At 62.7% G+C, this 21,961-nt stretch carries 17 protein-coding genes; 13 read left to right on the top strand and 4 right to left on the bottom strand.

All coding sequences use genetic code 11. From position 1 onward, the window contains the following. Positions 1-3 precede the first annotated feature (3 nt). On the bottom strand, positions 4-1,164 hold the full coding sequence (locus tag AC1DU8_RS08715; RefSeq protein ID WP_457280595.1) for a PQQ-dependent sugar dehydrogenase: 1,161 nt from the start codon (positions 1,162-1,164) through the stop codon (positions 4-6). Between the two features lie 244 nt (positions 1,165-1,408). On the opposite strand from AC1DU8_RS08715, the gene AC1DU8_RS08710 reads away from it, so the two are divergent. Beyond that, a complete protein-coding gene (locus tag AC1DU8_RS08710) occupies positions 1,409-2,110 on the top strand; it encodes a C40 family peptidase (protein WP_457280982.1) in 702 nt (233 codons plus the stop codon). A gap of 91 nt (positions 2,111-2,201) precedes the next feature. Here AC1DU8_RS08710 and AC1DU8_RS08705 read toward each other — a convergent pair whose 3' ends face one another. Together AC1DU8_RS08705 and AC1DU8_RS08700 are read right to left on the bottom strand one after the other, a co-directional pair. Next, positions 2,202-7,124 carry a beta strand repeat-containing protein gene (locus AC1DU8_RS08705; RefSeq protein ID WP_477726635.1) on the bottom strand — a complete coding sequence of 1,641 codons (4,923 nt, stop codon included), beginning with the start codon at positions 7,122-7,124 and terminating at the stop codon, positions 2,202-2,204. 41 nt (positions 7,125-7,165) lie between these two features. Continuing rightward, complete coding sequence (locus tag AC1DU8_RS08700) at positions 7,166-8,869, bottom strand: ShlB/FhaC/HecB family hemolysin secretion/activation protein (protein ID WP_457280593.1); 1,704 nt, start codon at positions 8,867-8,869, stop codon at positions 7,166-7,168. Between the two features lie 532 nt (positions 8,870-9,401). Here AC1DU8_RS08700 and AC1DU8_RS08695 point away from each other — a divergent pair. The 12 genes from AC1DU8_RS08695 to AC1DU8_RS08640 all read left to right on the top strand — a co-directional run bounded on the left by AC1DU8_RS08695 (position 9,402) and on the right by AC1DU8_RS08640 (position 20,211). Next, entirely contained in the window at positions 9,402-10,313 is a 912-nt protein-coding gene (locus AC1DU8_RS08695; RefSeq protein ID WP_457280592.1) for a glycosyltransferase family protein, read from the top strand. Between the two features lie 2 nt (positions 10,314-10,315). After that, complete coding sequence (locus tag AC1DU8_RS08690) at positions 10,316-11,440, top strand: winged helix DNA-binding domain-containing protein (RefSeq protein WP_457280591.1); 1,125 nt, start codon at positions 10,316-10,318, stop codon at positions 11,438-11,440. A gap of 166 nt (positions 11,441-11,606) precedes the next feature. Continuing rightward, positions 11,607-12,110 (top strand): (2Fe-2S)-binding protein, encoded by a 504-nt coding sequence (locus AC1DU8_RS08685; RefSeq protein WP_457280590.1) that lies wholly within the window; start codon positions 11,607-11,609, stop codon positions 12,108-12,110. Beyond that, positions 12,107-14,314 carry a xanthine dehydrogenase family protein molybdopterin-binding subunit gene (locus AC1DU8_RS08680; RefSeq protein WP_457280589.1) on the top strand — a complete coding sequence of 736 codons (2,208 nt, stop codon included), beginning with the start codon at positions 12,107-12,109 and terminating at the stop codon, positions 14,312-14,314. The genes AC1DU8_RS08685 and AC1DU8_RS08680 overlap by 4 nt, the downstream gene beginning before the upstream one ends. Continuing rightward, positions 14,311-14,757: a sulfur oxidation c-type cytochrome SoxX gene (gene soxX / locus AC1DU8_RS08675; protein WP_457280588.1), complete on the top strand. Its 447-nt coding sequence runs from the start codon at positions 14,311-14,313 to the stop codon at positions 14,755-14,757. Before AC1DU8_RS08680 ends, soxX begins: the two co-directional genes overlap by 4 nt. 4 nt (positions 14,758-14,761) lie before the next feature. Then, positions 14,762-15,235 (top strand): SoxY-related AACIE arm protein, encoded by a 474-nt coding sequence (locus AC1DU8_RS08670; RefSeq protein WP_457280587.1) that lies wholly within the window; start codon positions 14,762-14,764, stop codon positions 15,233-15,235. After that, a complete protein-coding gene (gene soxZ, locus AC1DU8_RS08665) occupies positions 15,235-15,558 on the top strand; it encodes a thiosulfate oxidation carrier complex protein SoxZ (protein ID WP_457280586.1) in 324 nt (107 codons plus the stop codon). The genes AC1DU8_RS08670 and soxZ overlap by 1 nt, the downstream gene beginning before the upstream one ends. Then, positions 15,555-16,328 (top strand): sulfur oxidation c-type cytochrome SoxA, encoded by a 774-nt coding sequence (gene soxA, locus AC1DU8_RS08660; RefSeq protein WP_457280585.1) that lies wholly within the window; start codon positions 15,555-15,557, stop codon positions 16,326-16,328. The genes soxZ and soxA overlap by 4 nt, the downstream gene beginning before the upstream one ends. Positions 16,329-16,682: 354 nt before the next feature. Next, positions 16,683-17,663: a Bug family tripartite tricarboxylate transporter substrate binding protein gene (locus AC1DU8_RS08655; RefSeq protein WP_477726634.1), complete on the top strand. Its 981-nt coding sequence runs from the start codon at positions 16,683-16,685 to the stop codon at positions 17,661-17,663. Between the two features lie 110 nt (positions 17,664-17,773). After that, entirely contained in the window at positions 17,774-18,139 is a 366-nt protein-coding gene (locus AC1DU8_RS08650) for a nuclear transport factor 2 family protein (protein WP_477727043.1), read from the top strand. Positions 18,140-18,146: 7 nt separating this feature from the next. Further along, on the top strand, positions 18,147-19,058 hold the full coding sequence (locus AC1DU8_RS08645; RefSeq protein WP_457280583.1) for a polysaccharide deacetylase family protein: 912 nt from the start codon (positions 18,147-18,149) through the stop codon (positions 19,056-19,058). A gap of 358 nt (positions 19,059-19,416) precedes the next feature. Further along, positions 19,417-20,211 carry a bestrophin-like domain gene (locus tag AC1DU8_RS08640; RefSeq protein ID WP_457280582.1) on the top strand — a complete coding sequence of 265 codons (795 nt, stop codon included), beginning with the start codon at positions 19,417-19,419 and terminating at the stop codon, positions 20,209-20,211. 63 nt (positions 20,212-20,274) lie between these two features. Here AC1DU8_RS08640 and AC1DU8_RS08635 read toward each other — a convergent pair whose 3' ends face one another. Next, positions 20,275-21,702 (bottom strand): reverse transcriptase family protein, encoded by a 1,428-nt coding sequence (locus tag AC1DU8_RS08635; protein WP_477726633.1) that lies wholly within the window; start codon positions 21,700-21,702, stop codon positions 20,275-20,277. Positions 21,703-21,961: the final 259 nt, after the last annotated feature.

Raw genomic sequence — 21,961 nt, 5'->3', positions numbered from 1 at the left:
CGTTCAGCCACCGGGCAGCAGGCGTATGAGCTTGCCGTTGTTGCTGTCGGTCAGCACGTAAAGCAGCCCGTCCGGCCCCTGGCGCACATCGCGAATGCGATCACCGGCTTCAGACAGCAGCTTGCTTTCGCGCACCACCTTGCCGGAGAACGGCGACGCCAGTTCGATCCGGTCCAGGTAGCCGAACTTGAGCGAACCCACAAACAGGTTGCCGCGCCAGGACTTGCCGTAACGCTCACTGGTCAGGAACGCCATGCCGGAAGGCGCGATGGACGGCACCCAGTAATGCAGCGGCTGTTGCATGCCGGCCTTTTCGGTCAGGCCTTCGCCGATTTTTCCGCCGCCGTAGTTTTCGCCGTAGGTAATGACGGGCCAGCCGTAGTTGGCCCCGGCCCTGGGAAGGTTGATTTCGTCGCCGCCCTGCGGCCCATGCTCATGCATCCAGAAGGTGCCGTCGGGCCCCAGCGTCGCGCCCTGGGCGTTGCGGTGGCCGTAGCTCCAGATTTCAGGCAAGGCCCCCGCTTTGCCGACAAAAGGGTTGTCTTGGGGAACCGAGCCGTCCTTGTTGATGCGGACAATCTTGCCGTGGTGGTTGTCCAGCTTCTGGGCGTCGTCCTTGCGGCTGAAGCGCTCACCCAGCGTGAGAAAGAGCTTGCCATCGGGCGCGCCGTTCGATGCTGCGCGGCTTTCCACGATGCGGCAGCCGAAATGCGCCGTGCTGGCCACCTTGGGCTTCTGGCTGAAGATGATCTTGACGTTCTCCAGCCGGGTGTCGTCAGCACTCAAGCTGGCGCGTGCCAGCGCCGTGCTGTTGCCGTTACCGGTGGCAGCCGGCTCGGAAAAGCAGAAATACAGCGTTCGATTACGGGCAAAGTCGCTGTCGACCAGCACGTCCAGCAAGCCACCCTGCCCGCCGGCGGCAATCTCTGGCAGGCCCGCCACCGGCGCGCCCAGCTTGCCGCCCGGCCCAACGACTCGCAGGCGGCCGGGGCGCTCCGTGACCAGAAAACGCTCGCCCGGCAAAAAAGCCACGCCCCAGGGGTTCTCCAGGCCCGCCGCCACGGTTTCAGGACGAACACTCTGAGCCTGGGCGGGTTGAAACAGCGTGCTGGCCGCTATTAAAGATATAGCAGCTTGCGCCCGTTGGTATTGGTTTAAAGCCATATTTCACCCTAAAAAAAGCCCCCGAAAGCACATTGATCGGCCCATTCACGCCCATTTGACCGGGAAAACCGCCTTTTGATCATGTCCAAGCGGGGGCCAAGGCGGTGTAAAACATGGCATACAGGGGTAATAAATCGGGTAATCCCCTACAAATTCGTTACAAATCAATGGCTTGTCAACGTTATCAAGAAACAACATGAGTTGACGTAGGACTAATCCGTCAAGTATGCTTGGCGCCATGCGAATGATTGCCCCTGCCCTCGTCATAGCCTCTGCCGCCCTGCTGGCAGCCGGCGCACATGCGGCACCCGGCAATTCAGGCGGCGACAACGACATGGACAAACTGCTCGCCGACAAGGGCCTGCTGACCCAGATTGACAACGTCCGCCACAGTGTCACCAACAAGGCGTCCGAGCTGGTCGTCAACGCCATGGGCTTCCTGGGCGTGCCCTACAAGCGCGGCGGCAACACCGTTGAAACCGGGTTTGACTGCAGCGGTTTTGTACGCGCCATTTACGAACAAAGCGTCGGGCTGCTGCTGCCCCGCCGCGCCGAGCAACAAGCCGCCGCCACCCAGCGCATCGACAAAACCGAATTGCAACCTGGCGACCTGGTGTTTTTCAACACCATGAAGCGCGCTTTCAGCCATGTCGGCATTTATGTCGGCGACGGCAAGTTCATCCACTCGCCCAAGCCCGGCGCTGAAGTGCGCGTCGAAAGCATGGGCGTGAGCTACTGGCAGCGCCGCTTTGACGGCGCCCGCCGCGTGCAGCCGTCCAATGGGGTGGCACAAGAGGCCACACCCCGCGCGGCCGTATTGCCCGCCCGCCCGCAGCAGCCGCAAGCCACCGCGCCGGACAAGCCATCCGTTCAGGCGGCAGCCCCGCAGGTGTCGGCTGCGCGGCAGGCTGAGCTGCTGATGCAGCAGGACCAATACCGGAATTAAATCGAAATCAAGGGTGCAGGCGTCGCATCGGCGCCAATCTTCGGGTCAAGCTCAGGCCCTGCACCCAGCCCGGCAATTCACCGGCCAATCCTCATTCCTTCTCTTTTCCATTGCCTGGTGACATGTCCAGCTCCACGGCCTGGCCGTTGTCGATGGCATCGCCTGCTTTGGCAGGGGTGCTCGAAACCAGAGAAGTCGTACCTTCACCGGCCAGCGCCAGTTGAAGCGTCGGCGTAGCTGCCCCTGCACTGTCAGCCCCGGCCCCGGCGTTGTCAGCCACGTTATTGCCGGCCGGAATCACGCGGTTATTTTCCGCATTGGATGAAAGTTGCTGGTTGCCCTGCGGCTTGCCGTTGACATTAACGAGGCCGCTGCCCGAATTGGTCACCTGCCCGAAGCTGCCGCTAACGCTGCCTTTTGGCGAATCAATGCTCACCTGGGCGGATGTGCCGGAAATTTGCACCTCGGTGACGGCCTCCACGGCCATGATGGGCGCGACCACGTTGGCCACCACGGTGTCGCCAGCCAGCGATGCCGAGTTGCTGGCAGTGACCACGACATTCACGTCGCCCTGCGCCTGCACCACCACATTGTTACCGGAGATGTTGCCGCTGACGTTGCCGGTGCTGCTGCTGATCTGCACATTGCCCTGGCTGGTGGTGGTGCCGCTTACGTCGCCCTGAGCCTGCACCACCACGTTGTTGCCGGTGATGTTGCCGCTGATGTCGCCGGTACTGCTGCTGATCTGCACATTGCCCTGGCTGGTGGTGGTGCCGCTTACGTCGCCTACGGCGGCCACCGCCACTTCGCTGGCGGTGACGTTGGCCGAAACGTCGCCGCCGCTGGTGACCTGGACGGCACCCAGGCTGATGGTGGAGCCGCTCACGTCGCCGCCGGCGTTCAGGGTGTTGGACTGTGCAGCGTCCTGCCCGCGCAGCGTGTGGTTGCTCAGGGCAACATTGCCGAGTGCGTCAATGCCGTAGCCTTTCACCCACAAGGTGCTGTCCAGGCTGAAGTCACTGGCCACAACCTCAAACCGGCCGAGCGCGTTGGTTTCCGTGCCGCCCGTCACCATGTGCACATTGCCGCGGGTGCTGCCCGAGCCTGCGACGAGCCGCAGCGCGCGGGCTGCGCTGCCGGCGTTTTGCACATCGCCGTTGAGCGTAATGTTGGCGCCCAGGGTTGCCAGCGTTGTGTCGCCCAGCAGGTTCACCGGGGCATTGAACAGGATGCCACCCGCACCGTCAACCGTGACGTTGCCACTGATGCCGGAGCCGCCCGCGCCGGCATTGAGCGTCAGGCCGTGCAGGGTCGAGCCGCCGAAGTACAGGTTGTAGGGGTTGTTTACCACCACGTCCTCGGCGTAGGTACCGGCGCCTACGCGGATATTGGCACCGGTTGCCGCATTGCCCATGGCCGTCCCGATGGATAGCGCCTGTGTCCCGCCGCCCAGCAGATTGCCGATGCCCACCTGGAAGTCCTGTGTGGCCTGCGCGCCGTTCCAGCCCTGAACGTAGCTGGAGCCCGCGTTACCCAGATTGACGGCATAGTCCAGGGCGTTTTGCTGCGAGGCCTGCAGCCAGGTGTACTGGTAGCTGTTGTCTGCTGTACCGGCATTGCGTACGGCAAAGTCAAAGCCCGCGATGCTGAGTGCGCCAAAGTTGCGGCTCGCTGATTCATCCTGCATGTACACCGGATTGCGTTCGGTAAAACTGTTGCTGTTCGCCACCGTGATGTTGTTCACCTGCTGGTTGTAATGACGGTTGGCCTGGTAAAGCGCCAGGCCGCCCCAGGCGTTGTTGCGGGTGGTCGAATTGCTGACGGTGACGTTGGCGCTGTCGGTCAGCTGTATGCCGGCGCCCTGCGTCGTGCCGGTGTTGTTGCCCACCGGCGCACCGTCGGCCGTCACACGGTCTATCAGCGCGCCGTCAACGCCATTGAGGTCCAGCTCGGCCCGGCCCGCGCCGCGGCTGGTGACATTGCTGATGGAGAAGTTGCGCAGCCGCGCTGATGCGTCTCCGACGGGCGCTACCTTGATGCCGTAGGACCCGGCTACGTTGGCACTCGGGCCGTAGAGCGTGAAGTCCTTGAGTGACACGTTGTCGGCGGTCACGTTGATGCCGTAACCACTGACGCCGTGTGCGTCAATCACGGTCGATCCCTGGCCCGAACCGGCCAGCGTGACGCTACGGTCGACCACCAGCGTGGAGGGCTGCACATAAGTGCCGCCGCCCACATTGACCGTGCCGCCGGCAACCACGGCATTGACGCCTCTCTGGATGCTGCCGCTGGCCTGCGTGACGTAGACATTGCCGTCCGTCCAGGTCACCAGGCCTCGCCCGGTGGTATCGAGTGCATGGGTCACGCGGTCTTCGATGGCAAAACCGTCGGCCGCACCGTCGAAGACGGCGCCGCGAGCATCAACCGCAACAGCGTCCACCGAGATGTCCTGCCCGTTGTTCTTGAACTGGGTGCCGCCGCCGATGGCGACCGTGGGCTGGCCGCCATGGCCATTGCTCATGGTTTCAAAGCGTATGCCTGTCCGGCTGGAACCCTCGATGCTGCCGCCGGAGATGTTGACGCTTTGCAAGCTGGCCGGTGCGGCCATGTAGTCGGCGCTGTCACCGGCGATGCCGCGTGTTTTGATGACCACCGCCGCAGCCGTCGGATCACCCGAACTCGCGCCAGAATTTTTGACCGTCACGTTGTCAAAATTGATCGCATTGAAGTTGTCGTATTTCAGGTTGATGTCGATGCCGGCGCCATAACGTTTATGCAGCGATGAAGATGCAGGCGCCCCATAGTTGCCGGCATTCAAGACGGTGACGTTCCTGAGAGTCAGGTTGTTCGCGGTTTCAAGATAAAAGCCCTTGAAGCTGGGGCCGTCCACCGTGACGTTCTCAAACAATGCATTCTCAAAAGAGCCCGTGGCCACCGGAGCGCCACCGACCATCTGGTAACCGTTGTAGGTCTGCACACCGATCTGTCCGCCGGTGATGGTGCTGTTGAGCATGCGGAAGTTGTCGGCCCGGGTCGTGGTGCCGTTGCGCATGCCGAAGGTGTTGTTGTTGAAAGCCACGCGATTGACGGTCACGTCGTTGGATGTACCGTTGATGCGCAAGCCGTACAGGTAGTCGGCAATCGACAGGTCGGAGAGCGTCACGTTGGAAGCATTGTTGATAGTGACCGCGTCGCCGGTGCCAGCCGAGGCGGACTGCAGCACCGTCTGCCCCACCCCCGCGCCGTCCAGCGTCAGCGACTTGGTGATGCTGACGCTGCCGCTGTAGCTACCGGCCGCCACGTTCACCGTGCCGCCCGTGACCACGGCATCCACGCCGCCCTGGATGCTTCCCAGCGGGGTGAGTACGCTGCCCTGTGCGCCCGAAGAGCCCGTGGTAGCCACCGTCACGTGCGTGCGGTTGGACGAGGTGTACGCCTGGTCCTGCACGGACCAGCCGCCATTGGCCGCGCTCAGGTCCAGCAGAGATTGCTGCTGTGACAGGGTAGGAGCGGCAGCGATGGGCGTGCTGTTGGAGACAGGGTTGGGATTCGATCCAACCATGTGCCCGTTCAGGTGCAGGTTCAGGCCCCACTCGTTGCCCACCGGGCCCTGGCTGTTGCCGGCCATGCCAATGCCGCTGCCGTCGGTGTACTGCACAGAGATGGCGCTCTTGGTATTTTCAATCCGGTTGCCTGTCACACTGCCCGTGTTGCGCCCGTCGATCAGGATGCCGTTGCGCACATCATGGATGTTGTTGTTGCTGATCGTGAAACCGGTGACGCCATTGGCCACGGCAATGCCGCGGCTGATGTTGGAACCCCACGCATAACTTGTGTAGGGCTGGTTAACCGGCCCGGCGATCTCCATCCCGGTCACCGTCACATTGTTGGCGGTAATGCTGATGCCGTTGACCTGCCCGGCATCGGGCACCACGATTTTTGCGCCATCCAGGCCTGTCAGTGTCAGGTTGGCCTTGTTCAGGGTGACCTGCTCGGCATAAGCGCCTCCGTGAACATCTACAGAGCCCCCCGCTCCTGGTGTGCCGGTCTTTGAAATGTTGACGGCGTCCTGGATACGTGCCCCGCTGTACACATCGACCTGGCCTGCATTGCCGCTGACCTGGGTTGCGTCCAGTGCCGACTTCAGCACCACCGTATGGCCGTTGACAACGATGGCATTGCTGGCTTGCTGAATGCCCTCCAGGTTGATGACGCCGGACAGCAGATTGGCGGCATCGCCCACGCCCAGCAAGAGGGTCGCGCCGTTCAGGCTGGCATGGTTCATATTGGACACGCTCAAACCCGTTGCACCGCCCGGTATGGCGAACTCATACAGCCCGCTGTTGAGCGACACCGTGGTGACCGTGGCGGCGGTCGATCCGGCCAGGGCAATCGTGCCGCCGGTGGCGGTGATGCTGCCGTGGTTGGTGACCGACGGCGCGACCAAAGCCACCAGGCCGGCATTTTGCGCGGTGATGCTGCCATGGTTGGTGATACTGCCGACGGCCCCGGTGATCTGTGCGCCGCCGGTGTTGATGAAGTTGTTGACGTCAATGTTGCCCGTGGTGGCAATGAGCGAGCCCACATTGATCACGGCGTTTTGCCCGAACATCACACCATTGGGGTTCATCAGCATCACTGTTCCGTTGGCCGAAAGGCTGCCCAGTATTTGGGAAGGGCTGGCGTCGCCTGTCACGCGGTTCAGCATGGCCGAGCTTGCGTTGGGCTGGTTGATCTGCACCATCTTTCCGGGGTTGATGTCGAACGAGCCCCAGTTAACCACGGCGCGGTCGGTTCCCTGGTTGATGGTGAGCTGGTTGCCCGACACCGAGCCTGAGGCCGTGCCGGAAAACACCGTGCCGTTCTGGGGAAGGCCTGCGCCACCGGCGATGTCAACCGGCCAGCCTGGCGGCGAGAACAGCATGGCGACCGCCGCCGGAAGGGCTTTCAGCGCAAAAGATCGCCGGCGCCGGACGGCAGGAAAAATACGCGGGGGGTTCAGCTTAGCGTTCATGGATCACCTCTTGAGGCAAAGAAAAGTCATTGAACAAATCATCAAAAGCGCACCAGCAGCGTGCCCAGTAGCCGGGGGTCTTTTCCGTGGGGCTGATAACTCGCGATGGGTTTGGTCAGGGGCCAGGCGATCTCGACCGCAGCCACCACGTTCCTTGGAAGGAAGAGGCGAGTCCCCAGCCCTGCCGATGCCAGGCTCTGGCTGTTGGGCATGCCCACACAAGTACAGCCCACCGTCCAGACCTTGCCGATGTCATAAAAGGCAAAGAGCTGCCATGACCTGAAGCCCGCGAAGTCCGAGGAACCGGAATAACGAGGTTCGGCGCGAAACGCCAGCCCGCGCTCGCCCACCAGTTCAGCAGGCTCGTAGGCCCGCCCAAACCGCCGGCCGCCCACCGCATACTGCTCGGACGAAAGCAGGGGGGTGTTGGCCCACTGCCCGCTCAGGCCCAGCGTAAGTGCAAGGTTCGAAGCAAGGGGCTGGGTACGCTCGTAATCGAAGGTAAGTTTGTTGAACACCCCTTTGGCCCCTGCCCGGCTTTTGAGCGGATCGGATTCCCGGGTGCCACCCAGTCCCTGGCTGAAATCCACATCCAGCGAGTTCTGCCCGCCCAGGCGGTCAAGCACCCGCCACCCAAGCCCCAGGCGCAGCACACGGAGATGGTCTTCAATCACCCGGGTGCCCAGCACGTCGGTTTGCACGTCGGTGTGCTCATACGTTGCCCGTGCAGTCACGCTCTCATTGCGGGTTCGAAGCAGCGGATACGCAGCAGAGACCGTCATCGTGTCCGCGTTGCCACGCATATCAAACGGCGTCAGGATGTCGCCTGGACGTGTGCGAGCCCTGGACACGGCAGCGGACAGTTTGAGACCCTCTGTCGTGACTACCTGGCTATAGGAAATTTGTGCATAGGCCAGCTCGGAGTTGCCGCTGCTCATGCCCCGAAAGCGCCACTGGTCGTTGACGCCCAGCAACTGGTTGATGTTCACTTCCACGCCGATCTCGGCGGGGCCGAGGTATTTCGACCCATAGTTGTCGGCGGCAGCGAAGCCCTCGACTTTCTTCACGCTGGCGATCAGTGTGAGGTCAGCCGCACCCGGCGCATGCGCAGGGGCCAGCACGCTGCGCAACTCGACACCCGGAAAATCATTGGCGATCAGGAGGTAGCGCTCAAGCACGGGGCCCTGAATGGGCCGCGACGCCCTGATCTTCTCGCCGATGGCTGCGAGCTGCTCCTTCACATGGGCACTGACATCGTCCCCTGCCTGAATGTTCACCTTGTCGATGTAGCCCTCAACCACACGCAGGGTGAGCGTACCGTCGGCGAGAGACTGCGGCGGCACCACCACCAATGACAGGATGTAGCCTGCGTTACGGTACATCGCGGTGAGCGAAGACGCGAGTTGCAGAATCTCGCTGCCGGTAATCTCCCGTCCGGTATAGCTGTCCGCATTCGCCTGAAGAATGCCACCGGGCAGCACGGTACTGCTTTCAATATCAATGCGCCTGAGCGTGACCTTAATGGCCCTGAGTGATTCAGGCAAAGGCCCTGTTGGCTCGGTCCTGATTTCCGGAGGTGCCGCTGAGGCGCCGGGCTCAGGCTGGAAATCAAAACGCTCGCGAACCCGGCCGGGGTCAATGGTGGATGGCGCCTGCTGCGCCAGCGCAGTTGTCGCAATGACCATGAGCACAGAAAAAGCACCAGTCCACATCCTGTGCACGCCCACATGATCGATACGCTTCATCGCCAGCCCCGTTGAAAATCAAGGTTTCCGAAGTGCCTGCAGGTGTTGTGATTCGACACTTGCGGGCTGTATTTTTTGTGAACTAATTCACGGTAACCAATTGTGAAACCTGATACAAGGGAGAAAAAGTGATTAATTACCAACAGTCTTATGTAATGATTTCGCCCCAATTTTTTCAAAAAGGGCTTTTCTGCACACATTACGCGGCCCTATTGGTTACATTTAGAGCCAGAAAGACATACATTCAGTTACCTTTGACTTACTGAAAATCTTTCTTGCCGGTGAAGAATTCCCCAGGAAATCCAGGTGCGTTGTGTAAAGTTTTGCCGCAGGTCCCCGATACCGCGCACGGATGGCATTGCCGGAACGACAAGCGCCGCCATTCGGACCGTCGAACGGCGATGACAACAGATCACAGCGGCAATGACTCCTGGGTCTATTTGCGGATCGCCAACGCCTGCTTGGCCCTGGCCACCTTGGCGCCTTGCGCTATAAGCTGAAGAGCAACACAAAGAAGCCGCAGGAAGACGCGTTGAAAATCCACATCTACACCGACATCGACACCTTGTTTGGCAACGCTTCGCGCTTGTGGATGGACGTTTTGGTGAAGGCAGGCCATGACGTGGAGTTCATTGACCTGGGCACCAGCACCGACGCGCCGTTGCCCGATGTCGGCCACTGCGACGTCAACCTGCTGATTGCCGGAATTTATGCACTGCCCCGTTTTTCCGTGCAGGGCCTGCCGCGCAACGGCAAGCACGTGCTGTGGATGTTTGATCCATTGACAAAGAATGCACTGGCTACCGTACATCGGTACAAGACCGATCTTTTCGACGCCATCGCACCCGGCTTGCACGCTGTGCTGGCGATGGATTCCTCCATAGCACGCTACCTCGCACAGCATTTCCCGGCACTTGCCACTTGCCAGCTGCCCTATATGGTGGCCGGCAAACATGTGCGAACGCCCCTTCCTGAAGCGCAGAGAACCCGCGACATCATCATGCTGGGCGGCGACACGCCCCGGCGGCGGGATGCCGAGCAATACTTCGCCGGCACGGCGCCCACCCTGAAGGCCGAATTCGTCTGGAGCGGCCTGTGGGGCGCCGCGCGCGACGCCTGCCGCGCCGGTGCGCGCATCAACCTGAACATCCATGCCGATCCGGAACACACGTACTTCGACCAGTTCCGGACATTCGAAAGCTGGGCGGCCGGCACGGCCGTCGTTTCCGACATCTTTGAAGGCGCTGAAGATTTCGGCATCGAGCCAGGCGTTCATCTGGTCATGGCAGACCTCAAGGACATGCCCCTGGCATGCGCCGACCTGCTGGCAGACGTACCCCGCCGCCAGGCCATGGTGCAGGCGTCGCAGCAACTGCTGCGTGAACGGTTTTCTTCCGCAGCCTGGCAAAGCCGCATGCTCGCCATGCTTGAAAACGTTGCCTGAGCATGGCGGAGATCTCGCGGCAGGAACTGCTCGCGCTGCGGCAGGCCAGCCAGCGCCTTGTTGCAACCGCCCCGCCTGGGGCCTCAAATTTCAAACGAACCGATCAGGCCGTGCAGTGGTTTGGCGCCGTGCAGGCACAGGAATATGCCCACGCCCGATGGGCAGTTGGCTCGCGCTTCACAACCGCTGCGGCCATCACCGACGCGTCGATTGAACAGGCACTGGCTCAACGCAAGGTGGTCCGCAGCTGGGTCCTGCGCGGCACGCTGCACCTGGTGGCGGCCGCCGACCTGCGCTGGCTGCTGGCACTGACCGCACCGGCTTTGCTGACCCGCACCGCGGCAGCCTACCGTGAGGTCCAGCTGGATGAGGCAGCCTTCCGCAAAATCCTCCCGGCCATCCGGCAGTGCCTGGAAGGCGGCCAGCAGCTCACGCGCCTGGAACTTTTTGCTGCACTCGCGCAGCACCGTATCAACACTGAAGGCCATCGCGGGGGGCGCATCCTGTACCGCGCGGCCCAGGTCGGGCTGATTTGCCTGGGCAACCCGCGCGGCAAGCAGGCCACCTACACACTGCTCGATGAATGGCTGCCTCCCGGACTCGAAGCCAGCAAGGAGCTGCTTCGCGAGGACGCACTCAAACAACTGGCGCAGCGCTACTTCGCCAGCCATGGCCCCGCTACGCTGGCCGATTTTTCCTGGTGGTCAGGGCTGGCCGCCGGCGAAGCCAGGGCGGCGCTGGAGATGGCCGAAACCGGCCTGGCACGGGCACTGTTTGAGGGGAACACCGTGTGGTGGTCCAAACGCACGCCTTTACCGCCAGCCGGCAAGCCCGCGCTTCAATTACTCGCCGGCTTCGACGAATACGTGCTGGGCTATACGGATCGCAAAGCCATCATCGACAGCGAACACGCCGGCAAGCTCATGACGCCCAATGGCCTGTTCCGCCCGGCGCTGCTGGTCGGCGGGCGCGTGGCCGGCACCTGGCAGGCGCAGGTAAAAAAAGGCGCGCTCAGCATCAGCACAGCGCCCTTCGCGCCACTGCCGCGCGGCAGCGCCGGCGCACTGCGGCTTGCCGCTCAACGCTACGCGGCTTTCACCGGCCTGCCGCTGGCAGAAGCTCGCTGACGAAAAGCGCCGGTCTCACAAGGGTTTACCCGGCCGAACTTTATTGCCAAGCGCAAGTCAGCACATTACTCAGGTATAGCATTGCCGGGTGCATTTGACATGCACCAGCGCTACTATCCCCCAGTCATCCGGCCCATCCTTCCTTCAAATATTGAGGAGCGCATCCATGGCAAAACTGAACGTCAACGGTACCGTGCGTGAGTTTGAAGTGGAGGACGACACACCGCTGCTGTGGGTCATCCGCGAACAGCTTGGGCTCACCGGCACAAAATACGGCTGCGGCATCGCGGCCTGCGGCGCCTGCACCGTGCACATCGATGGCGTGCCTACACGCAGTTGCGTGCGGCCCGTCTCGACGGTGAGTGCGACCGAAAAAATCGTGACCATCGAAGGTCTCTCACCCGACGGCTCGCACCCCATACAAAAGGCCTGGGTTGCGCTGGACGTTCCGCAGTGCGGCTATTGCCAGTGCGGCATGGTGATGACGGCAGCAGCGCTGCTCAAGGCCAAGCCGAACCCGACCGATGCCGACATCAACGAGGCGATGACCAACATCTGCCGCTGCGGCACCTACAACCGCATCCGCGCCGCCATCAAGGTTGTTGCCGCGGGCGGTAACACCAAAAGCGCGGCGCTCGCCATTCAACACACCGACGGGAGCACGACATGAGCGCCACCCCCCTGCCCTCCGCAAACTCTCTGCGTCTCTCGCGCCGCCGCTTCCTGGCCTCGGGTGCCTCGGCCGGCCTCATCGTAGGTTTCCACATTCCGTTCGCCGGCACGGCGGCTGCCCAGGGCGCAGCCTCGCCGGAGATCAACGCCTGGGTTGTGGTGCGCCCCGACGACACGGTGGTCATCCGCATCGCGCGCTCTGAAATGGGCCAGGGCAGCCTGACCGGGCTCGCGCAACTTGTAGCCGAAGAGCTGGAATGCAACTGGGCCAAAGTCACCACCGAATACCCGACACCCGGCCAGAACCTGGCGCGTAACCGGGCCTGGGGCAACTTCTCTACCGGCGGCAGCCGCGGCATCCGCGAATCGCACGACTATGTGCGCAAAGGCGGAGCCACCGCCCGCATGATGCTGGTGCAGGCCGCAGCCGATGAATGGAAGGTGCCGGCGGCCGAATGCACCGCGGCCAGCAGCGTGATCACCCACACGCCATCGGGCCGCAAAACCACCTACGGCAAAGTGGCGATTGCGGCAGCCAAAGTGGCGCCGCCCGCCGAGGTCAAGCTGAAGGACCCGAAAGACTGGAAGCTCGTGGGCAAGCGACTGGCGCGCCTGGACACAATGGACAAAGTCACCGGCAAGCAGGTGTACGGCGCAGACCTGAAACTGCCCGGCATGCTCAACGCGGCCATCAAGGACTGCCCGGTGTTCGGCGGCAAGGTCAAAAGCTTCAATGCCGCCGCAGTTGAGAAACGCCCCGGCGTGAAGAAGGTGCTGGCAGTCGGAGACAGTGCGGTGGCCGTCGTGGCCGACACCTGGTGGCGCGCCAAGACCGCACTCGACGCGCTGCCCATCGAATGGGACAACGGCCCCAATGCCGCCAACTCCAGCGCCAGCGTTGCCCAGATGCTCAAGGCCGGGCTGGACGCGCCCGACGCAGCCGTCGGCAACCAGAACGGCGACGCCAAAGCAGCGCTGGCCTCAGCGGCCAGACGCATCGAAGCGGTGTATTCCTACCCGCACCAGAACCACGCGACCATGGAGCCCATGAATGCGACCGCACGCTGGACGCCCGAGCGCTGCGAAGTCTGGACGCCTACCCAGAACGGTGAAGCGGCTCTGGCGGCCACCTCCGAAGCGGCAGGCCTGCCGGCCGGCAAATGCGAGGTCTACAAGATTCACCTGGGCGGCGGCTTCGGGCGGCGCGGCGCGGTGCACGACTGGGTACGCCAGGCGGTGGACATTGCCAAACAAATGCCGGGTGTGCCGGTCAAGCTGCTGTGGTCGCGCGAGGAAGACATGCTGCATGGGCGCTACCACCCGGTTACGCAGTGCAAGCTGCAGGCCGGGCTGGACGCGCAGGGCAACGTCACCGCGTTGCACATGCGCATTTCAGGCCAGTCCATCCTGGCCGGCGTGGCGCCGCAAAACGTGCGCAACGGACTCGACCCGGTGCAGTTTCAGGGCCTCAACGCACCGGGGCCTGAAGCCTCCATTGGCTACAGCTTCCCCAACCTGCTGATCGACCATGCAATGCGCAACCCCAGTGTGCCGCCCGGCTTCTGGCGCGGCGTGAACCTGAACCAGAACACGATTTACCTCGAATCGTTCATCGACGAAATCGCGGTTGCCACCAGGCAGGACCCGCTGGCCTTGCGGCGCAAGCTGATGACGAACCACCCCAAGCACCTGGCCGTGCTCAATGCCGTGGCCGAACGCGTCAAGTGGAACGTGCCCCCGCCCGACGTCGGCGGCCAGAAGGTCTACCGGGGCCTGGCACAAACCATGGGTTTCGGCAGCTACGTGGCGGCCTGCGCCGAGGTATCGGTGAGCAGCGACGGCGTGCTCAAGGTCCACCGCATCGTGGCCGCCACCGACCCGGGCTATGCGGTCAATCCGCAGCAGATCGAGGCGCAGGTCGAAGGCTCCTTTGCTTACGGCCTGTCAGCAGCGCTGTTCGGCGAATGCACACAAAAAGACGGACGCATGGAGCAGGACAACTTCAGCACCTACCCCGTCGTACAGATGCAGCACATGCCGGCGGTGGAAACCATCATTGTCGCCTCGGGCGGCTTCTGGGGCGGCGTCGGTGAACCGACGATCGCGGTCGCCGCGCCTGCAGTGCTCAACGCCGTGTTCGCGGCGACGGGTAAACGCATACGCGACCTGCCGCTGAAGAACCACGATCTCAAGAAGGCATGAACTGGCATGGCGCCATCGCCGGCGGGGTGATGATGCTGGCGCCCTGGACCAGCTTCGCGCAACAATCCGTCCCGGCGCTGCAGGTTGTTGGCGACGCGATACCCCAGGCACTGACGGTCACGCCCGGCGACCCGGCACGCGGCCGCGCCATCGTCGCGAGCCGCCAACACGGCCTGTGCCTGCTCTGCCACACCGGGCCCATTCCCGAAGAGCGCTTCCAGGGCAACCTGGCGCCCGACCTGGCGGGCGCGGGCGCACGTTGGAACGAAGGGCAGCTGCGCCTGCGCATTGCCGACGCGCAACGCCTGAACCCGGCCAGCATCATGCCCGCCTACTACCGCAACGACGGCCTCGTGCGCGTGGGTACGGCCTGGCAGGGCAAGCCCATCATGAACGCCCAGCAAATTGAAGACGTGGTGGCCTTTCTGCTCACACTGAAGTGAACTCATGACCACAGCAGGCCGTTTTATTTCTTTTAATCGGCGCCAGATTCTGGCGGGCGCGGCCAGCATGGGCCTGGGCGTCGTTTTGCGTCCCGCAGCGGCGCAGGCCGGTGAGCTGGCGGCAGCGGTGGCGGCCTATGCCCAAAGCGCTCCGGTACGAGCGGGCAAAGTCAAGCTTGACATAGCCGAGTTGGTCGACAACGGCAATGTGGTGCCCATCACCGTCACGGTGGACAGCCCCATGACGGCGGCCGACCACGTGAAAAGCATTGCCGTCTTCAACGAGAAAAACCCCCAGCGCGATGTGGCCCGCTTCACGCTAGGGCCTCGCTCCGGCAAGGCCAGCGTGACCACGCGCATCCGGCTCGCCACTTCGCAGCAGCTTGTGGCAGTGGCGCTGATGAGCGACGGCAGCTACTGGTCGCACACCGTCAATGTCATCGTGACCCTGGCGGCTTGTATTGAAGGCGATCCCTGATGGCACGCACACTCATCAATGCCCCAACTACCGCCAGACGCGGTGAAGTCATCGAGATACGCGCGACCATAGGCCACCCGATGGAAACCGGCTTTCGCGCCGGCGAGGACGGCAAGATCCTGCCGCGCAACATCATCAAGACCTTCAGCTGCCGCTACAACGGCGAACTGGTCTTCAGCGCCGAGCTGTTTTCGGCCGTCTCGGCCAATCCCTACCTCGCCTTCCATACCGTGGCCACCGAGAGCGGTACGCTGGTGCTTCGCTGGGAAGGCGACAACGGTTTTGCGCAGACTGAAAGCATCAACCTGGCCGTCACGGGATGACGCGCATCCCCGCGGGCCTTTTGTCTTTCCTGCTGGCATGCCATGCCGGCGCACAGACCGCGCCGCCAAAAGACCTTCGCCGTTCAGGCTTTGAGGACATGAGCGCATCCACCCAGGCCATGCAGAAAGACGATGCGCTGAATCCCGGCATGTTGTGGGTCAAGGACGGCGAAGCGCTGTGGAAACAGCCAACAGGTGCCAACGGAAAGGCGTGCATCAGCTGCCACACAACGCCGGACAGCATGCGCGGCGTGTCGGCGCGATACCCGGCGTTTGACATTCAACTCGGCCGGCCCATCACCTTGAGCCAGCGCATCAACCAGTGCCGCCAGCATCACCAGCAGGCCGCGCCACTTCGTCCGGAGAGCCAGGATCTGCTGAGCCTGGAAAGCTATGTGGCGCTGCAGTCGCGCGGCCTGCCAATATTACCGCCCGATGATGCCCGGCTGGAGCCTTTCCGCCAGCGTGGGCAGCAGCTTTTCGCGCAGCGCATGGGCCAGCTCAACCTGTCCTGCGCGCAGTGCCATGACGGTTTGGCCGGCAGGCGTCTGGCCAGCAGCCTGATTCCCGAGGCACATCCCACGGGCTACCCGGTGTACCGTCTCGAATGGCAGGCGCTGGGTTCGCTGCAGCGCCGCATCCGCGGCTGCATGAGCGGGGTGCGTGCCGAGCCGTTTGCCTATGGCGCGCAGGAGCTGGTGGAACTGGAGCTTTACCTGAATGCCCGTGCAAAAGGCATGGCAATGGAGACGCCGGGCGTGCGGCCGTGATTTGAGCGGCAGTACTGCGGATGCTATCAATTACATAGCGTATTGAGCAAATCCGGCGAGGGGCTGCTGCGCTTTTTACCATCTCAAAACCGGACCGTCCCGTTCGGGTCAGTGCCGGCTTTCCGTCACATGAGGCTTATCCCGTCACACGACCTGGGCCGGGAGGCACCTCCTGGTGCCAGCGTCGGGGCACAAAGAAAACCCGGCTCCAAAGCGCGAATGCCTGAACAGTCGAATTGGCACACAAGTTGCTGATCGCCAGATGTCATCAGCCGCTTCCCCGCTTCCCCGCTTCCCCGCTTTCAATCGTGTTGATGGTTGCCAATGCAGCCTTCAGCCCTTCAGGAGCATTCCATGAAACGTCGTCACGCCCTGGCCGCCGGCATCTCTGCCCTGACCGCTCCAGCATGGACAAGCGCCCAAAGCGCCTGGCCTTCGCGTGGGCCGATCAGACTGGTCGCGCAATTCCCACCAGGCGGTCTGGTTGATACCGTGTCACGCATGATGGCGCCACACCTGTCGCAGGCGCTGGGCCAGACCGTCCTGGTGGAAAACCGCGCGGGTGCGGGTGGCTTGATCGGCACCGACCACGTGTCCAAGCAGCCCGCCGACGGCTACACCCTGCTGGTCAGCCATGCGTCGGTGCACATCTATGCCACAGCCACCCGCAAAGTCATGCCCTTTGACCCGGTGAATGATTTTTCTCACATGGGCATGCTGGTCGAAGCGCCCATGGTGCTGCTGGTGCGTGCACAGTCGCCCTTCCAGACCCTGGAGCAATACCTGACGGCCGCCAGGACCCGGCCTGTGCGTTATGGCTCATCGGGCATCGGTTCTGCCAATCACCTGTTTGGCGAAATGCTCAAGATTGAAGGCAAGGCGCCCCAACACGACCACATCCCCTACCAAGGCAGCGCGCCGGCCATGCAAGACCTGCTGGGCGGGCAGATCGACAGCCTGCTCGATCCCATCACCACCAACGTGGCCCAACTCAAGGCGGGGTCCCTGCGCGCGCTGGCTGTCTCTACCCCGAGCCGCCTGCCAGCGCTTCCCAACATTCCGACCTTTGCCGAGCTCGGCTTTCCCAGGCTGACGGGTTCCCAGTGGCTGGGGCTGTCAGCGCCCAAAGGCCTGCCTGGGCCCATTCTTGCGCGGCTGACGGCACTGATCCCTGAAATTCTCGCCAAACCGGACATCGCAGCCAGACTGGAAGAAATCCAGACCCTGCCGCGCAAGAATGCGGTGGTCGGCGCAGAGTTCGTTCAGTTGATCAATTCGCAGATCGACACCTGGCGCAGCGTGGCCAAGCTGGCCAACGTCGAGGTGATAACATGATTTTTCCGGCAACGACAGCCGCAGGAGCATCCTGATTGAGCAGCACTCACACCTTTTCCAGCGACACGGCAAGCGCTGCCGACGTGGTCAATGAGTTCCTCCGGCTCATCATGCTTCCTGACCCGGTGGCCGCCAGCCGGTTCACCGCACCCGGCATGAAGATTCTTTTCACCGGAGGCCGGGCCATGAGCGCCCCCGCTGAGTGCACCAAATTTAATGCATCGCGCTACAAATGGGTGAAAAAAAGGATTGAGCGCACCGAAACGGTTGCCGCTGGCTCAAACGGTGCCGTGCCCGACGAAGCGGTGGTCTACAGCCTGGGAACCCTGTACGGAGAATGGCCTGACGGAACGCCTTTCGAAGGCAACCGCTATGTGGACCGCTATGTCGTCAAAAGCGGGCTGATCACACACATGGACGTGTGGAACGACAGCGCCGAATGGCTGCTGGTGCGGGCAGGCCTGGTTGTGCTGTGATCAGCTGATGGCGGCAAGCTACAGCGGCGCCCTGCCGACGCACAATCGCTTTGACTACCAGGCGATCAACCAGCGCAAACCTTATCGCTGGCCCAACGGTGCTGGTCTGGCTGTCTACCTGGGTTTCAACATCGAGCACTTTGCCTTCGGCGAGGGCATGGGTGCCACCATCGGCCCGGCCAGCCCGCAGCCGGATGTCCTGAACTACAGCTGGCGCGAGTACGGAAACCGCGTGGGCAGCTGGCGCTGCCTCGAGCTGTTTGACAGCCTGGGCCTGCCGGCGGCCGCCCTGATCAACACCGCACTGTATGACCACTGCCCCGAGCTGGTGGCTGCCTGCGTAGCGCGCGGCGATGAACTGGTCGGCCATGGCCACACCAACGCCGAACGCCAGGCCGCCATGAGTGAAGCGGACGAAAGCAGCCTGCTGGTGCAGTGCCGCACACGCATGCAACAGGAGAGCGGCCAGTCCCCCGCCGGGTGGCTTTCACCGTGGATTTCGGAAAGCCTGCATACCCCTGACCTGCTCGCTGAAAGCGGCTATGGCTACACCCTGAACTGGTGCCACGACGACCAGCCGCTGCCAATGCGCACCCGCAGCGGAAAGGCTTTGTGGGCTGTGCCTTACCCGCAGGAACTCAATGACATCCCGATGATCATTGCGCGTCAGATGGACGGCAAAGACTTTGCGCAGCTGATCATCGATCAGCTTGATGAGATGCTGGAGCAATCGCAGGCCAGCGGTTCAGCACCACTGGTGATGGGCATTGCACTGCACCCCTACATCGTCGGCCAGCCTTACCGCCTGCGCCACCTGCGGCGCGCGCTTCAGCATGTCGCCTCCGCACGTGACCGGGGCCAGGTCTGGATGAGCACGCCGGGCGATATCTTCCGGCACGCCGTACAGATGGCCGCGTGAGCGGCCCCTGAAAGAGGCGCTCGTGTGCATGCCGGAGCGCGGGCAGAGGCTTTTGCTTATTACGCGCAGGAGCTGGTGGAGCTTGAGCTGAATGTCCGCGCGAAAGGCACAGCGCTGGAGTCGCCCGGTGTACGGCCTGAGGTTCACGCAAAGCGAGTTAGCTATTAAATTGATAGCATTTTGCGCACTATTTACAGGCCTTTCACCCAACTCTCCCTTCAACATTTCGGGTATTCAATCCCTGCCGCAGCACTGCCCCGCATTTGCCGGGACCGCCGGACCGAAAGCTTCCGGCATGCAACCGTGGTTATCATCCGCATCGGGGTGGGGGTTCGACATAAAAAAAGGGGCAGGCGCCATGTTCTACTGGATTTACGACATACCCAACTGGATGCTGGCGCTGCTTTTTTGCGCCGTCTGCCTGGCCTACACGTGGGGTGGCCTGCTTCTGCTGCGGCCGCTGGTGCGCAAGTGGGTGGGCCCGCAGCCGGACGCCAATGAATTTGTCAGCTACTTTCTTTCGGCTTATGGGGTGTTCTATGGGCTGATGCTGGGCCTGATCGCGGTTGCCACTTACCAGAACTTCGCGGATGCAGAAAAAGCCGTGGGCAAGGAGGCCACCGCCATTGCGGCGCTGTACCGTGATCTGTCGAACTATCCGGAGCCTGCGCGCGCCACCCTGGAGGGCCAGATGAGGGACTACGTACGCTTTCTGATCGTCGAAGCCTGGCCCGAGCAGCGGCAAGGACGGCTGCATGCTGGCGGCACCACGCGCGTTTCAGACCTTCATCAAAAGCTGCTGTCATTTGCCCCTGCCAACCGGACCCAGGAAATCCTGCATGCCGAAACACTGCGGCAATTCAACAGCTTTCTGGAGGCCCGGTATGCGCGCCTGCAGAGCGTCAGCACCTCCCTCTCGGGTGTGCTGTGGTGGGTGGTATGTCTGGGTGCGGCGCTGAACTTTTCGCTGCTGTGGCTGTTTTCCATGGACCGGCTGGCGCTACACCTTGTGCTGTCGGGCATCCTGGCGACTTTTGTCGGCTTGATGCTGTTTTTCATCGCCGCGATGGATAACCCCTTCCGCGGCGAAGAGAGCGTTTCGCCGGACGCCCTGAAGCTGATTCAGGAACGGCTCATGCCGTCCCCGCGCTAGAGCCGCGCGCCGGCGGCAAATTCGTACAACTGCGGTGCGCCGCTTCCGCGGCCCTCGCAGCCTTCAGGTCGACCAGTTGATCTGCTCAAACAGGCGCATGAGTCTCGCCTGCCGCGCCAGGCTGAATTGCCCGACCCAACCGATCCGGCCCAGCAGGTGCGAGCGAAAGTCGGCAAGCCGGTTTTTATTTTGCGACGCCGGCCCGTGCAACACGCTTTGATGCAAACACGCTTTAAGCCGATCGAAATCATCACGCGGCACGTTCGGGTGAACGTTGACCACGACTCCGGTCACGCGCTGCCGCTGATGCCGCGGCAGGCAACGCGTCTTGTCCGGATGCAGGGTAAAGCCTTCATCGCGAACGATCTCTGCAACCCAGGCGTGCAAGGCGCGAAACTGCCGTCGCAGCGACTCGGGGCCTGAAAATACCAGGTCATCGGCGTAGCGCGTATAGCTCGCGCCGAACACCCAGGCCAATCCCTCAAGCCGCAAATCGAGATTGAAAGCGCAGAGGTTTGCCAGCGCCGGGGAGGTGGGCGCGCCTTGCGGCAAATGCGCGGAACCAAGGCGCTTGGCACCCATCCAGTCAAGCCCGCCATCGTCGCGCAGACGCTCGATCACCATCCCCGCCGTACGGTGTGTGCAGAGCGCGGTGAGACTTCGCGCCACACCTTCGGGGTAACCCAGCGTGCGCCAGACGGCATTGACCTGGGCTGCCCCTACGCTGCCAAAGAAATCCTGCAAGTCAAAACGGATGACCACGGCTTGCCCGACGTGAGCTGCCGCATGGGTTTTGACTGAGCGGCCGACGGTAAAGCCGTGCGCGGCTTCATGCACCGGCACCTGACTGAGCAGCGTATGCAGGATGTGACGTTGCACACGCTTGAGTTCTGCCTTGGGCGTCTCCAGCAAACGCAGGCCACCTGTCTGCTTAGGCTGCAGGCCGTAACGGTAATGCTCGACAACTGCCGGCGTCGCCGGGGCCAGCCAGCGCAGTTGCTCGCGGGAGAGCTGGAGCCAGCGCGCCAGATCGGCATCCGTAGGGATGTCGGGCAAGACGCAAGCTTCCAGCCCCAACGGCCGGGGGCGCATCACCGCCGGTCGCAGGATCAACCGGCGAATGCGCGGTGGCCTTTCCGGCTCGGGGTCATCCCGGTCATCATCCGGTTGCGAGGCTTGCGGCTCCCTGGAGTCATTGGGCTCCCCGTCTTCGTCTTCGTCGTCGCCCTCCTCCCGAAAGGCCAGATCAAAGGCATGCGATGCCTCCATCCGCCGTGCCAGCGAAGTGACGTCAAATTTTTGCCAGGTGATGGCCGACAACAGAGACAGCGGTTCAAGCAGTTCCCGAAGCCACGCGGGGCGTTGCCCGATGGCTGCGGCAGCCCTGGCCTGAAGAGCTCGCAAGGTGGTGCCGCCCGCCTTGTCCGCGTCGGCGAGCAGTGCGCGAGCCAGGCCGCGTGCAATCAAATGTCGGAAGCTGGCTTCGCGCATGGAATTGGGTTGACGCCGGCATCCCAACCAGCAGGTCATGCGTGAGCTGGGTGCGCAGAATGCGCAGTCCGCTCACGCGCCGAAATCGCAAAGTACAAAAAAACCATGGGGGTACCCCATGGCGCGGACAGGCAGCAACGAATCGCGTCCCGCTCGCAACACTTGGAATGCTGGCGTCGTCGAAATTCTAATGGCTTGCCCTTGACAACGAGTTGTTGTCCAGCGCTGTGAAGGCGCCAAAACAACAGGGAATGCTTTT

This window comes from Polaromonas sp. P3_A5 (assembly GCF_056403055.1).
This window is presented reverse-complemented; position numbering and strand designations above follow the sequence as displayed.